Source organism: Pseudozobellia sp. WGM2 (genome assembly GCF_017810075.1).
Taxonomy (GTDB): domain Bacteria; phylum Bacteroidota; class Bacteroidia; order Flavobacteriales; family Flavobacteriaceae; genus JADNYK01.
On record NZ_JADNYK010000003.1, the window covers coordinates 636,305 to 650,577 of the forward strand.

Sequence of the window (14,273 nt, forward strand, 5' to 3'; positions counted from 1 at the left end):
AGTTAGTTGATTTTTAAAACCAAGGGAACTACCCGAAGTTCGTCTAAAGCAGGCTCTTTTTGATTGATTTTAATTGCACCCTTAAAGTATATTTGATCACCTTCTTTTATATTTTTTAAAAATGGAGGGATAATTTCGTCTCGAACTCGATTATTTAATTCGATCGAAATATTATTGAAATCCATCGTATTTTGGTAATCACCAATATCGAACATACCCGATGCCTCACGTATGGCATTGCCAAAAATAAAATCGGTAGCAATACGAATCTCTCTTCCGGAACCATCACCAAGGCCCACCAATACCGCTTCATCTAAAACACTGATCACTCGTGCATCATCTTCGACCATAAAGTAAAAATTTTTACTGATGCCCAACTTCTTACCTTGCTCTTCAAGTGTAAGATTCAAATCAGATTCCAGTCTAGAAATCAAATCCGAAGCATTGGCAACCTGTATTTGCCCCATACCATCGTTCATAAATTCCGCAGCCGCTAAAGCCGGATCAAAACTCAGGTCGCTTTGAGATTTCACCACTTCATCTAAAGGCCTAAAATAAACTGAGTTGTACAGCGCAATGGCCAATAACACCAATAAGACTACATTTTTGATAAGTTTTTTGGCTTTACTCGGTCGACCCTTCATACGCTCCAAATTCAGAAATATTTTCTTTGGTTACCACCTCCACGGCAATTGGCATTTTTTTGCTCATGTCTCTCTCACCCTTTAAATACTTATCAGCCAACTCGGCAGCGGTTCTCGCCATGAATTTAGGAGACTGCATTGCCGTTGCCGTAATTTTATTATCGCCAATGGCATTCATTACATCTTCGGCGCCATCGAATCCAAAGACCTTTACACTATCCGCTTTTCCTGCAGCTACCAAAGCTTGGTAAGCCCCCATTGCCATGGCATCGTTTCCACAAAATACAGCATCGATATCAGGGTTCGATTGAAGCACGGATTCTAAAACCTCCATCGCTTTGCTTCTATCAAAATCGGCACTTTGTTGAGATACCATTTCCAATTCAGGAAAGTGGTCGACAACACTGTGAAATCCTTTTGAGCGATTCCAGGTATTATTATCACCGACAAGACCTAAAAGCTCTACATATTTCCCCTTTTTATTTAGTTGACGTACAAAATATTGGCCTAGCTCTACACAACCGGAAAAACTGTCGGAAATAATTTGGGTTACCGGGCCATCTAGAGAATTCACCTCCCTATCCATACAAAAAGTGGGTATACCCGCCTGTTTGGCCCTGTTCACGTTACTTACTGACCCATCAGCATCGGTAGGGTTAAAAAGAATGGCATCAAAACCTGCAGCGATTAAATTTTCAAAATGCTCAGCCTCTTTTGCCGTATTGTTCTGTGAATCAAAAATAGTAGCCTCATAACCCAATTCTCTTGACCTTTCGGCCGCTGATTCACCCAGCACCACAAACCATGGGTTGTTTAAAGTAGAAACGACAACCGCCATTTTTTTTGTTTCGTTCTTATCACTATCACGACAAGACCAGACCAACAAAACGAGACTGGCAATTAAGATTGGACTTAAATTTTTGAAAACTAAACGTAGGTTCATTAGCATCAGTTTGACAACATTTCTTTTCCTAGGCAATAAAGTCCATCTTTAGAAATTCCGTAATAATTGAAGATTTCAACTTGAGATCCCGTTACCGTATATTCATCAGGTATACCTACCATAACGAATGGAACATGGTGTCTTTTTTGCATTAAGTGTGAGGCACAGGCTTCACCCAAACCTCCGTTGACCATATGCTCTTCGACCGTTATTATAGGCACTCCATACGCCGCTAAATTATCTAGCAGTTCGGTATCTAAGGGCTTAATAGTATGCATACTTATGACGGTAGATTCAACACCGTGCTTTTCTTTCAGTTCATTAGCAGCAGACAATGCGGGATAAACTGTTTCGCCGGTTGCGATAAAAATCAAATCTTTTCCTTCTCTAACCCTACGGCCCTTACCAAATTCAAATTTGGCATCGACATCATTCAAAAAAGGCATTGGTTTTTTACCCAATCTGATATATACAGGCTTATCTGCGGCGGCGGCAAAATGAACGGCCTGCTCTGTCTCGAAGTTATCTGCAGGAGCTAGAATCGAAATATTATTGATTGCTCTTAGAACAGCATAATCGTGTAGGCTATGGTGTGTGGTACCTAAAGCACCGTAACTGACACCGGCACTTATACCTACAAGCACTGCTGGGTTATCGGAATAGGCTACATCATTTTTAATCTGCTCAAGGGCCCTTGCGGTAATGAAACAGGCTGGAGAAACCGCAAATGGTTTTTTGCCAGCGGAGGCAAGACCTGCAGCGACGCCGACCAAATTTTGCTCGGCGATACCCACCTCTACGATTTGATTTGGATATTTTTCACCGAACGGCACCAATTTTCCTGAACCACGGGAATCACTGGTGACCACCATTATATTTTTGTTGGATGCTGCCAATTTTTCAAGTGTTTCAGCAAAAACAACTTGATTGGCGATACCCATTCTTAAATCTTTCTCTTCAATTTTATCTAACTCCATTCGCCTTTAGATTAAATCTTCTGCCTCTTGCAATTCCGACATCGCCAATTCGTACTGTTCTGGACTAGGCACCCCGTGGTGCCACTTAATATTTCTTTCCATGTAGCTAACTCCCTTGCCCTTTATCGTGTTTGCTATAATAAAGCTTGGCTTGCCTACCACTAGAGGACCATTATTCAATGCTTCTTCCAGTTCGAATAAATTATGACCATCGACCTCCTTTACAGCCCAACCAAAAGATTCCAGTTTTTCCCTGACCGAATCAAGGTTCATTACCTCTGCATTGTCGCCCGTAATTTGTTGTTTGTTATAATCAAGAATAGCATACAAATTATCTAGTTTGTAGTGCGCAGCGGATAAAAAAGCCTCCCAATTTGAACCCTCGGGAAGTTCCCCGTCGCCCAACAACGTAAATACTCGATGCGGCTTACCGTCTAATTTAGCAGCTATGGCCTCTCCAACACAAATTGAAAGACCATGACCCAAGGCACCGGTATTCTGCTCTACCCCGTTTACCTTTTTAGTGGGATGGCCTATATAATGCGACTCGTGCTGGCAGAGTGTTTCCAAATCACTTTCGGGAAAGAACCCTCTGTCGGCCAAGGTCGTAAAAAGCGCCTCTACACAATGCCCCTTACTTTGTATATACCTATCTCTATTGGGATTTTTAGCATCATCAGGGTCTATATTCAATACACGATTATAAAGCACGTTCAAAATGTCGATACAGGAAAGACTCCCACCCGTATGACCTGCCTTGGCCATATAAATATATTTGAGAATGTTTCTTCTCAAATAAACCGATTTCAACTGTAATTCTTTATCCGTCATCTTATTTTGTATTGTGCCGGTATACTTCCCACCCCATATAGTTACCCAAGGCTTCTTCTAGAATAGCGCCAGTTTTCGAAGCGTTCATGACTACATGATGTTCAAATCCGTTTCTGCATACATAGTTCATCAAACCTTGAAGATCATTGATTTGGGCAACGGCCCTGTTGCCAAATGTTTTAAGCGGGTCATCGGTCAATTCTCCCTCCCCTACGTAAGCTTTTATTATACCTTTAGGGTCATCGGTACTGATTCGACCATAGGTAAGCGGGTTCGCTGGTGTTCTACCATCAAGGGCGCCGTAGGTATTCTCAACTCCCACAGAAGTACCTAATATCGGTGCGTTGCTTATCTCAATATCAGGAAGAAAAGACTTTGCCCAGTTACCACAGTGAAAAAGCACACATTTATTCGGATCCTCTGCATAGTTATTGTTCCAATCGACCAAGGCGCTTGGTGAGCCAGAGGCCAATTGCATGGCGTACATGCTCAAGGTACCGGTTACATCGACTTCACAGGCTGATGGCAGCATATTTTCTGACATAATGCTCATACTGGTACACACATTACAACCAAAATTCTGCTGTAGGGATGTCCAGCATTGAATAGCCGTAGCATCGAGCGCATATTCTTCTACATATTGATTCAAGATGACATCTAGCTTAGCCATTTGGATCATTGCCTCATCAGGAGTCTTACCTTTTGGCGCATATGAATTAATGGCATCTAAATGCTGTTTTACAGCAGCATCATCTTTGGTAAGCTTATCGGCCTTGCCTAAAATTTCGGATAAATCGACAGTAGTTACCGTAATGCCGTTTCGTTGCAAAATTTTCTCGGAATATCGAACCGTATTAAAACCGCCCGGCCGCGCACCGACCGCCCCAATTCGAACATTTTTCAACCCCATGACTACGCGGCATACCGCAACAAAATCAAGCAGATCTTTCTGAAATAACTTATCTGTAGGAGAGCATACATGCGCAGTGGTCAACGAGTATTTAATACCGTATTGATAGAGATTATTGCAGACCGAAATCTTACCGCACCAAGAATCGCGTCGATTGACCACGTTCATTTTTGAAAGCTCATCGGGATAAGCTTGAACAAGTACAGGTACATTTAGATTTGATAATTTTAGCGTATCGGCAACCCCTTTTTCATCGCCGAAATTGGGCAACAAAACCAACACCCCTCCAATTTCATGCCTATGCCTTTGAAAAAGTTCAGCACACTTTTGGGCTTCCTTAAAAGTTTCTACACCCCCAAGTTTGGTATCGGTTGTTTCCAATAACACGGGTGGAATACCCAGTTTTTTAAAGACATCGATGATTTCGGTCCGCGCTTTGGCCACCAAACTATCGGGGAAAAAATCTCGGTTTCCGATTATAACACCTATACTTAATTTAGATTTGGACATTTATTTTTTTCGTTTTTTTCGAAAGGAATTAGCCCCTAAGCGAAAATTATTTCTATTTCATTATCCTTGAAAACCTGCTTATCTTTCTCTTGTATACCATCATCCATTACTATATAATCGATGAGGGATAGTGCCCCCAAGCTCGCCAATGCATTTTTTCCGATTTTGGTGCTATCCGCTACGAGATAAGTAATATCCGCTGCATTTATCATAGCCTTTTTAACCACCAAATCACTAATACTTGGATAGGTCAAGCCCGATTTCAAAGAAATACCTGCCGTAGCCAAGAACAATTTCTGAACATTTAGACCCTTAAAAAAGTCAGCAGCTTTTTGACCAGTGAGCGACAAAGTCGGAGGTTTGAACTCTCCCCCTGTCATTATCACCTCGATACCGGGTTCTGTACCCAACATAAGGGCAATATTCAACGCATTGGTAATTACGGTTAGGTTTTTATAACCGATCAGTTTTTTAGCAATTTCAGTAGTGGTGCTTCCCGAATCTAAAATAATCGTATCACCACTTTCAATAAAATCGAGACATTTAATCGCGATGGTTTCTTTAAGCTCTAGATTTTCTTGATGTACTAGTGAGAAGCTCTTGACCTTATCGCCCATATCTTTCAAGAAAGCTCCGCCGTGCTCCCTTATAATAAGCCCCTGATTCTCTAGTTTTTCTAAATCTTGACGGATGGTCACCTCTGTGACTTTAAAAAGTTTTGCTAGGTCTATAACCTTCGCCGAACCATCTTCTTTAAGGAATTCAATAATTTTCTCCCTTCTTTTCGTTGCCAATAATGCCATAATTCAAATATAAAAGTAAAAATTCGTAAATTAAAAAAACAAACGATAAATTTTGCTTCTTAAAATGATACAATTAAGGATTAATATTACAGTCAAAACCCGTATATACCATTATAAGATTTTCAAAAGATAATGTTTCTTACGATTTTACACCTGTATACTTATGAGGTTCTTCGAAATTTGTTTGAAATAGAAAATGTTGAAAGGCTTTTACATGGGACTAAACAGCTAAGGCAAGTATTTAAAGTGGGGCTCATGCACTCATAAATAAGATGAAAACTTGCTTATAAACCATTCAAATATACTTCGAGCATGGTATAACCATCTTTGCTGAGCTGATTACCATCATCGGCCATGTTTGGGCTAAGTCCATTGTTATTCTCCCATGTATCGGGCATGCCATCTTTGTCCGTATCTAAAGGAGGAGCAACTGAATCTAAAATAGGCCAACCACCTACATCTTCCTGAGTCTTGATGATTTGACCCGTATTATTTTTTACATCGCTCACTATTCTCATATCAACGGTATCTCTCTTGGGCAAGGTCGCTCCCCCAGACTCAAGCACTTTTCTGAAAGCTTCCGGAGCGCTCAAGGTCGTTATCAAACCTGTCTCAAAGGGCTTAACCTGCTTATATTCTTGAATATTAGTTTCCGTCCATGAATCATTAAAAGACACTAAACCCCACTGATCTGCTGGTTTAGCGTCCGCATAGTAATTTTCTATAAAATATGATTTGTTATAAGGCGAACCCGTGGAATATGCGATTCCATTGTTTTCTGAATTGAAACCAGGCACGAGGTAGTTGCCTACGTAATTCAATTTTGTAACGCTAATGCTATCGGCATTGTACCCGGCATAGCCGCCATCCCAATTATAGATGACATTATTTCTAAAATCAAGCAACAAGCCCTCGGGGTCTTCTGTGTAAGGGTTTGAATTGTAGTTGCCGGGTCGCGGACTTCGTCGTCTGTGATGTGCATAAAGATTCTTAAGAAAACTGTATTTGGCTCCCCCAGTACCGCGTATCAATGACCCGTAACCATGATTACTGGGGTTCAAACCTTCAGTAATAAAACACCATTGCACCGTAACATTGGTAAGGGTAGGTTCTCGGGTCGATGCTGAAAGCACCTCATCTAAGCTCCAGCTCGCCGAACAATGGTCTACTATGATATTTTTTCCTTTAGAAATGCTAATGGCATCTTTGCCCTGCAGACTACCTTGACCATGCATACCATCGCCCAATCGAACTCTCAAATGGCGTACCACCACATCGTCTGTAGCGATCAGCAATGTTTCTCCCCTGAGACATATACCATCACCAGGGGCTGTTTGCCCGGCAATGGTTATATTCGGATTTTCCACTACCAATCTTTTATTCAAGTCGATAATCCCCGAGACAGCGAACACCACCGTTCTTGCACCTTTTTGTTCAACGGCCCAGCGAAGACTTCCCTCGCCAGAATCTTCTAAATTTGTAACATAAATTACCTTGCCCCCTCTACCGCCCTTCGCATATGCCCCGAAACCTTCTGCCCCCGGAAAAGCAAGTTGTTGCCCGATTATAACATTGAAGCCGAGCAAAAAAACCAACCTTATAAAGCTGAACACCTTCATTTTATTAATTTTAAGTTTTCATACTTATTCCACTACATCTATAATGATTCGCTTGTATCGCGTCAGGTTTGGCGAACCATGGTCTGTAACCGCTAGTATAATATGCATAGTACCTGTTCCCGGAGGCATTACCCTACTTGTTTTTACTTTTAGCCAAGCCTGAGATTTATCTGAATCGTGTATGGTATGCTTTATACCAGTGGTCGAGTTTGACATACTGCGTGTACCCGGCTCTTCGTAGCAAAACCATTTATAGCTAAGTTCATCACCATCGGGATCAAAGGTCTTGGTGGCACTGAGATTAATTTTTTCGCCTGGTTTGGCTACTATATAATCCGAATGATCTAAAATAACTTCTGGGGGATGATTTGCTTCGGCATATGGCTTCACTGTCCAATCCATTCGAGCGGAAAAATCATTTTGATACGCTTCTCTCCAGCGCCAAATCGTAGCATGATTGGTAGTATGCCACTCTCCATCATTGCCCAACACCTCATCTTGCACATTTGTCCAAATCGGACGGGTTTCCGGCTCTAAAAACCATTTTTCGGTTTTTGGGGTATATAGCTCATAGCGACCGCCCCAACCACCCCAATCTGGTCGCTCGGGATTGCTCAGGCCATTGTTTATAAGATTAAAAAATGATGGTGTATCACCTTCCATCATGAATTTCCAACGGGGGTATTTGGCCCCCAACGGGCCCTCGTTTCGAACGTTTTCATCTAACCACTCATTGGTAACAAGTGAAAAATCAGCTCCGCCAAAACGGCCATGGAATTTATCACCCCCAATGGCGATCCATGTAGCGTGGTGAAAGCCGCCCCCAACATTCACCCCGGGCGTAACTATATAGAAAAGATTAGGGAACTCTTTACGAATCCACGGGCCAGTATTGTCTTGATCAGAAATGGCATATACCCGAAGCTTAGACACAAATTCATTCAACTCTTCTGTAGACCGGGTTTCTCTCACTTTCCACAATGCATGCGCCAATACGCTCGGGCCACCCCAGACCGTTACCCAAAGCGGCCGCTCATCATTCTTATCGACAGCAGCAATGAGCAATTCTGAACCGGACGAGTCGTTACTGCCGCCAACAGACTTCATATCGTCTGAATTAACGCTCTTGGCAATTACATTTAGCAATTCTTTTTCAGTTGGGTAATCCGGCTCATGCAATTCTAAGTTATTACGAACTTGGCCATAGGCTTTTACGATACTTTCTATATATTGAGGTTCAACAAAATTCTCCCCACCATGTGGCGTTGCGATCAAACCTTCTATATCGAAGTGGTTCGCATAGACCAACAATCGCACCAGTGACATTTGGTCATCGGGGTCGCCCCCTATATCGGTCAGTACCACTAGTCTATTTTTATCTTGCCCTAAAGCAAAAGTCGTTGACAGTATTAGAAATAACAGTATAAACAGACTTAGTCGACCCTCTTTATGATTCACTTTCATTTTTTAAATTTCGATCATATTATAATTTACTATTTTACAAGCCAGTGTTGGGTGACTCAAGCCACATTATTTTCCGTATTTCAAATTAGAATGGTCTTTCCGCTGTCATGCTAATTGAAAATCACACCTTGCAATTCTCAACCTTCTCTGAACCTTAAAAGGCTTGGTCATACTTAATGTTTTGCCACCGACTGACCTACCTTCTTTAAAGTTGATAAGCTATTATTCAATGAGACTTACACATCAGCATATCGCATTATCTTGAACAAAACCAACAGTATCCACCAACATTTTTATTTTATACGGGCGGAAACTTTACAATTAATTATTTTTTACGAATCTCAATTACTTTTTAGGTTCAACATTGATTACAACCCTTTTATATCGCGTAAGTGCGGGCACCCCATTATCGGTGACCGCCAAAACAATGTGAAGGGTGCCAGCTCTTCCTGCATTTTCAGGTATGGTAAACGAAGCCTTGACCTGATCTGAATCATCTATTTTAAGAGGATTACCTGTTCTACCATTCGATATAGTAAATGTGCCCGGCTCATCATAATGAAACCACTCATAAGAGAGTTGGTCACCATCGGGGTCTGTAGAACCTTCAGCGCTCAATTCAACTCGGCCACCCAGTTCGGCGGTCACTTGATTCGAATGGGCCAATTCAGGTACCGGTGGGTGGTTCGTTTCTTCGTAGGGTTTGATAGTCCAATCCATTCTTGCTACAAAATCGTTTTGATACGCCTCTCTCCAACGAAAAATGGTTGCGTAATTACTGGTATGCCAACTGCCGTCTTCACCAAATACCTCATCGCGCGCGTTGGTCCAAAGAGGTCTTGTTTCTGGCTCTATGAACCATTTTTCCGTTCTAGGCCGGTAGTGCTCGTACCTACCTCCCCAGCCTCCCCAATCTGGTTTTTCCGGGTTACCCAGGCCAACATCTATCAAATGCATGAAGCTTGGTGAATCGCCTTCCATTAAATAATCCATATGAGGATATTCAGCTCCTAACGGACCCTTACTTCTTATATGCTCATCTAACCACGGATTATCGACTATTTCAAAATTACCACCTGCGAACCGACCGTGAAATTTGTCTCCGCTAATACCCGTCCACGTGGCCATATGATACCCCCCATATCCATGAAAACCAGGGCTAGCGATATAAAACAACTTAGGAAATGTCTTTCTAAGCCAAGGACCACTATCATCTTGATCCGAAATGGTATATACCCTTATTTTAGAAACGAATTTAGCCACTTCTTCAGGGCTTCGTGTATTTTTCACCTTCCATAGAGCTTGTGCCAGACAATTCGGGCCTCCCCACACCAATACCCAAACGGGATGAGAATCTTCTTTATCTACCACTTCTATAATATGGTCAGACCCTTCAGAATCCATTCCTTCCCCAACGGCGTTCATTCCATAATCCTTTCTACCCTCCTTAACAACAGAGCGTAAATATTTTGCAGTGGGGTAGTCCTTTTCGTGTTTCAGTAGGTTTGGCTGAACCTTTTCATAGGCATCCAATATTTCTAGTATGCGCCAAGTCGCAATTTCATTTTGCTGATGTATAGAAGTTGTTGCAATGATCCCTTCCGTATCCCATTGGTTGGAATAGGTTAAGTAACGAACCAGTGACATGGCATCATCGGGCTCGTTCTCAATATCGGTCAAAACCACTATTCTTTCCTTTTCTTGGGCGTATAAGGTTGCCGTAAACACCATACTTAGGGTTATCACTAATAGAGACAACACCACCTTTTTAAATCTTTGCAAAATAGAAATCATATTTGTTGAGAATTAAATTTGACAATTGAGCCCCAAAATACATGTAATCTAATAAGCCCAATACCGCACTTCGTTAACAATTGGCCTGAAAATCCTATAAATCTTTAAATTTATAACAGTTTTATTACCAATACCATATCTGTCAAAAATAAGGGTAACTTCTAATTTTGCAAACATAATTTACGAATTTTTTCTTTTTTAACTTTCGTTTACTTTCTTTTTTTATAGATTTGAAATTTACCTCTTCCAACTAATTTTAATTATGACTTTAATCATGCGTTTCGATTACCAAGCACAATGCGCCGGAAAAAGAATTTTTATACTATTGACCATAAGCTTTTTCATAATGAGCTGTAATTCTACAGCCCAAGAAAAAACAAAGCCAAGAGTTCTCATAAGCAGTGATATAGGCGGTACAGACCCAGATGATTTTCAATCAATGATTCATTTATTAATGTACTCCGATGCCGTTTCCATTGAAGGATTAGTTGCTTCGCCCTATGGCCCAGGCCGAAAAAAAGATTTTTTGGACATCATCGACCTCTATGAAAAAGATTTGCCCAAACTTAAAAAACATGCCAATGAGTTGACGCACCCTGATTCATTAAGAGCTGTTTGTAAACAAGGTGCAATAGGAGTATCACCTTATAAAGGCTACGAAACCTCTACCGAAGGCTCTGATTGGATTATCAAATGCGCAAAAACACCAAGCGACCAGCCTTTGTGGGTCTTGGTTTGGGGAGGGTTAGAAGATGTTGCCCAAGCGCTTCACGATGCGCCAGAAATAAAAGAAAACATTCGGGTCTATTGGATTGGTGGTCCGAATAAAAAATGGGGTGTAAACGCCTATTCGTATATCGCCGAAAAACACCCCGACCTATGGATAATCGAGGCCAACGCAACCTACCGTGGTTGGTTTATAGATGATGGTTCGCCAAAAAATATAAATGCCAAGAACTATTACAAAAACTTCATCGAAGGGCGCGGTCATATGGGAAAAGATTTTGTAAACTATTACGATGGGGAGATAAAAATGGGAGATACACCATCACTGGCCTACGTGATGAACGGTGACCCCAATGACCCTTTAGGCGAGAGTTGGGGAGGTAGTTTTACGAAAATAAACAGAAGTACCAGGTCAATTTTTAAAAACCAAAGCACGGCCCATGATACCATAGCGGCCTATGATGTAATTGAATGGCAATTTGAAGGACCGGAAAAAGATATTCCACAGGATTCAGTCTGCTTCAATATTGAGATTTCGGGTCAAGTATGGAACGGGTATTATATTGGCAATGGCACCTATGCCGCAAAATATTCATCTAAAAAGCCTGAAACAGCAACCTATACCACCACGAGCGAAATTGCAGAATTAGACGGACTTACCGGACAGTATGCCAGTATCACACCGTGGCCTGGAAAATCTTCACCCGATGATTATACCCTGGGTGACAATTGGTACGGAGACCGTACAGAAAAGAAACTCTTCATGGGGGTTCAACAAGGTGCTAAAACTGTTGCCAAACATAGAAAAGCATTTTTAATGGACTGGGCAGAACGTTGGAAATGGCTCGAATAGCCGCACCCTTTCTTACCTGAATTACCGCCTTGAATATAATTTTGATATGAAATCTATTGCCATTAGCGTTTTGATTCTTTTTATTTCGAACCTATGGTGTCAAGAGAAATCCTCGGCACATGAACAGGCCATGGTGGTTTCAGAATATGTTTTCATCAACTCACCATTGTTCAAATCTTGTCATTCCGCATCGGTAGTAGAACTCTCTAATGGAGAGCTTCTATGTACTTTTTTTGCGGGATCCCGTGAGGCCGCCCCCGATGTAGAGATTTACATTACGCGAAAGCCTATAAATGGAAAATGGACTAAACCTGTTAGCGTAGCCGATGGTGTCGAACCCGATGGGGATAGGAAGGCCACCGGCAACCCAGTGCTATTTATGAACAAGAATGAAAAATTATTCTTACTCTACAAAGTGATTAAAGACAAACAATTTCAAGGGCGGCTAAAGACCTCAATGGATGGCGGAAGCACTTGGAGCTCCGCCCAAAAATTAGATGCTCCGCTTTTGGGCGCCATAAAAAACAAACCCATACGGCTTAACGACGGCACCATTTTATCTCCTTCTAGCACAGAAGACGAACACGGCTGGCGCGTACATATTGAACGTAGTACCGATGAGGGCGAAAGCTGGAAGCACATAGGGCCCCTAAATCCAGAGGCAAAAATTGGTGCCATTCAGCCGACTCTTCTAGTTCATTCCGATGACCGAATACAATTACTGGCACGCACCCGATCAGAATCAAAATTTATCGCCGAAAGCTGGTCAAATGATGGCGGTCTTACATGGTCGGCATTAGGAGCTAGTAACCTACCCAATAACAATTCTGGGTTAGATGGAATAACGCTAAAAAATGGTCGACATTTATTAGTTTACAACCATTCTACCAGAAACCAAGAAGGTATGGGCCATAAAGGGCGGGGCATATTGAATGTTGCCTTGAGTAATAATGGTAAGGATTGGAGTGCCAGTGCTATTCTTGAATACCTTAACGAACCTGGCAAACAATTTTCTTATCCTTCGGTAATTCAGACTGAAGATGGTTTGGTTCATATTGTATATACTTGGCATCGAGACCGCATCAAACATGTGGTTCTCGACCCTTCGAAACTGGCGGAACAAGCTATTATTGAAGGTAAATGGCCCCAAGAAGGTAAACTCTCCCTGAAAGCTTTTAAAAAAAATCGATAGTATTACGCTATTATTCAAAAACCTCTTTCATGAAATCATCCATGGCTTTGATAGAAGGGTCGAACCAAGGCTGATACAGAATAAACGAGTGAGGTGCTTCTTTAAAATCGACCACCTTTGAATAGGTGGATTGTTCATTTAATATTTTAATGTAATCGTTGCGCCCGGCATGCATACGGTCAACAGAACTATTAATGAATAATGTCGGGGGAGTTTCAGGGCCGGTATACGCTAAAGGTGAGGCAGCCTGCCATAAAATAGGTTTTTCCTTTTTTGAATATCCGAACCAATAGGTAGCCGCAGAGGTACGTTTGCTATCATCACCCTCACCACTTTCTGGGTGTACAAAAGACAAAGTGCCGTCGATGTCGATGACCGCATTCACTTGCGAATTTGGCTTCGCTGATTCTGTATTACCTTCAAACAAGGGCATATTACCAGTTGTTCCTAGAAAGGCAGCTAATTCGCCTCCTGCAGAAAAACCACAAACCACGATTTGTTTTGGGGAAAACTTGAACTTCTCAGCATGAGTTCTAACCCAGCGAACAGCGGCCTTAAGGTCATAAATAGCGGCAGGAAATAATGCTTCAGTCGACAGACGATACTCGGGTGTAAAACAAACATAGCCCAAACTGGCTAACTTTTGGGCCATGGGGTAATGTTGTGAACGGTCACCGGAACGCCATCCCCCCCCATGAATTATGATAACCGCCACACCCAAATTTTCACTTATGACATTTTTAAAAACATCAAGTTTTAACTCTCGGTTTCCTATCGTTGTATAAGTTATGTTCCGTTCTTCTTTTACCGTTTCGAATTTGAACTCTTTCACCACCTCTATCTCCGGATGATGGACCACATCTTTCGCAAAAGCTGAAGCGGTAGTATACGAAGTGTCTTTAATGCCGGTAACACCCTTCAAAGATTGCGATTGACCTGTACAAAACAATAAGCTGCATAAAGCCACCAATGGAATTCGAAGTTTGTTTTTACTGAGCATAATTCAG

At 41.8% G+C, this 14,273-nt stretch carries 12 protein-coding genes; 2 read left to right on the forward strand and 10 right to left on the reverse strand.

The window, feature by feature from the left end; translation table 11 throughout:
- Window positions 1-2: 2 nt before the first annotated feature.
- The 9 genes from IV512_RS09585 to IV512_RS09625 form a co-directional block, all read right to left on the reverse strand.
- Window positions 3-644, reverse strand: coding sequence for a DUF2291 family protein (locus IV512_RS09585; RefSeq protein WP_209402748.1), 642 nt, complete (start codon window positions 642-644; stop codon window positions 3-5).
- Window positions 625-1,587, reverse strand: coding sequence for a D-ribose ABC transporter substrate-binding protein (locus tag IV512_RS09590; protein WP_209402750.1), 963 nt, complete (start codon window positions 1,585-1,587; stop codon window positions 625-627). Before IV512_RS09590 ends, IV512_RS09585 begins: the two co-directional genes overlap by 20 nt.
- 5 nt (window positions 1,588-1,592) lie before the next feature.
- A complete protein-coding gene (locus IV512_RS09595) occupies window positions 1,593-2,564 on the reverse strand; it encodes a transketolase family protein (RefSeq protein ID WP_209402752.1) in 972 nt (323 codons plus the stop codon).
- A gap of 6 nt (window positions 2,565-2,570) precedes the next feature.
- On the reverse strand, window positions 2,571-3,395 hold the full coding sequence (locus IV512_RS09600) for a transketolase (RefSeq protein WP_209402754.1): 825 nt from the start codon (window positions 3,393-3,395) through the stop codon (window positions 2,571-2,573).
- 1 nt (window position 3,396) lies between these two features.
- On the reverse strand, window positions 3,397-4,815 hold the full coding sequence (locus tag IV512_RS09605; RefSeq protein WP_209402756.1) for an L-fucose/L-arabinose isomerase family protein: 1,419 nt from the start codon (window positions 4,813-4,815) through the stop codon (window positions 3,397-3,399).
- 35 nt (window positions 4,816-4,850) lie between these two features.
- The gene (locus IV512_RS09610) at window positions 4,851-5,618 is read right to left on the reverse strand and encodes a DeoR/GlpR family DNA-binding transcription regulator (protein ID WP_209402757.1); all 768 of its coding nucleotides are present in this window, start codon (window positions 5,616-5,618) and stop codon (window positions 4,851-4,853) included.
- 284 nt (window positions 5,619-5,902) lie between these two features.
- The gene (locus IV512_RS09615; protein WP_209402759.1) at window positions 5,903-7,237 is read right to left on the reverse strand and encodes a polysaccharide lyase family 1 protein; all 1,335 of its coding nucleotides are present in this window, start codon (window positions 7,235-7,237) and stop codon (window positions 5,903-5,905) included.
- Window positions 7,238-7,261: 24 nt separating this feature from the next.
- Window positions 7,262-8,701 carry a nucleoside hydrolase-like domain-containing protein gene (locus tag IV512_RS09620; RefSeq protein ID WP_209402761.1) on the reverse strand — a complete coding sequence of 480 codons (1,440 nt, stop codon included), beginning with the start codon at window positions 8,699-8,701 and terminating at the stop codon, window positions 7,262-7,264.
- A 345-nt stretch (window positions 8,702-9,046) separates the two neighbouring features.
- Window positions 9,047-10,495 (reverse strand): nucleoside hydrolase-like domain-containing protein, encoded by a 1,449-nt coding sequence (locus IV512_RS09625; RefSeq protein WP_209402763.1) that lies wholly within the window; start codon window positions 10,493-10,495, stop codon window positions 9,047-9,049.
- Between the two features lie 262 nt (window positions 10,496-10,757).
- Here IV512_RS09625 and IV512_RS09630 point away from each other — a divergent pair, with 262 nt between their 5' ends.
- Both IV512_RS09630 and IV512_RS09635 read left to right on the forward strand, forming a co-directional pair.
- Window positions 10,758-12,074: a nucleoside hydrolase-like domain-containing protein gene (locus IV512_RS09630; protein WP_245224715.1), complete on the forward strand. Its 1,317-nt coding sequence runs from the start codon at window positions 10,758-10,760 to the stop codon at window positions 12,072-12,074.
- A 46-nt stretch (window positions 12,075-12,120) separates the two neighbouring features.
- Entirely contained in the window at window positions 12,121-13,266 is a 1,146-nt protein-coding gene (locus IV512_RS09635; RefSeq protein WP_209402765.1) for an exo-alpha-sialidase, read from the forward strand.
- A 10-nt stretch (window positions 13,267-13,276) separates the two neighbouring features.
- On the opposite strand, the gene IV512_RS09640 is transcribed toward IV512_RS09635, so the two are convergent.
- Window positions 13,277-14,266 carry an alpha/beta hydrolase gene (locus IV512_RS09640; RefSeq protein WP_209402766.1) on the reverse strand — a complete coding sequence of 330 codons (990 nt, stop codon included), beginning with the start codon at window positions 14,264-14,266 and terminating at the stop codon, window positions 13,277-13,279.
- Window positions 14,267-14,273: the final 7 nt, after the last annotated feature.

What these genes read in the sequence shown, in the direction of transcription:
- IV512_RS09585 (WP_209402748.1), bottom strand. Translation starts at nt 644, where the DNA reads ATGAAGGGTCGACCGAGTAAAGCCAAAAAACTTATCAAAAATGTAGTC.
- IV512_RS09590 (WP_209402750.1), bottom strand. Translation starts at nt 1,587, where the DNA reads ATGAACCTACGTTTAGTTTTCAAAAATTTAAGTCCAATCTTAATTGCC.
- IV512_RS09595 (WP_209402752.1), bottom strand. Translation starts at nt 2,564, where the DNA reads ATGGAGTTAGATAAAATTGAAGAGAAAGATTTAAGAATGGGTATCGCC.
- IV512_RS09600 (WP_209402754.1), bottom strand. Translation starts at nt 3,395, where the DNA reads ATGACGGATAAAGAATTACAGTTGAAATCGGTTTATTTGAGAAGAAAC.
- IV512_RS09605 (WP_209402756.1), bottom strand. Translation starts at nt 4,815, where the DNA reads ATGTCCAAATCTAAATTAAGTATAGGTGTTATAATCGGAAACCGAGAT.
- IV512_RS09610 (WP_209402757.1), bottom strand. Translation starts at nt 5,618, where the DNA reads ATGGCATTATTGGCAACGAAAAGAAGGGAGAAAATTATTGAATTCCTT.
- IV512_RS09615 (WP_209402759.1), bottom strand. Translation starts at nt 7,237, where the DNA reads ATGAAGGTGTTCAGCTTTATAAGGTTGGTTTTTTTGCTCGGCTTCAAT.
- IV512_RS09620 (WP_209402761.1), bottom strand. Translation starts at nt 8,701, where the DNA reads ATGAAAGTGAATCATAAAGAGGGTCGACTAAGTCTGTTTATACTGTTA.
- IV512_RS09625 (WP_209402763.1), bottom strand. Translation starts at nt 10,495, where the DNA reads ATGATTTCTATTTTGCAAAGATTTAAAAAGGTGGTGTTGTCTCTATTA.
- IV512_RS09630 (WP_245224715.1), top strand. Translation starts at nt 10,758, where the DNA reads ATGACTTTAATCATGCGTTTCGATTACCAAGCACAATGCGCCGGAAAA.
- IV512_RS09635 (WP_209402765.1), top strand. Translation starts at nt 12,121, where the DNA reads ATGAAATCTATTGCCATTAGCGTTTTGATTCTTTTTATTTCGAACCTA.
- IV512_RS09640 (WP_209402766.1), bottom strand. Translation starts at nt 14,266, where the DNA reads ATGCTCAGTAAAAACAAACTTCGAATTCCATTGGTGGCTTTATGCAGC.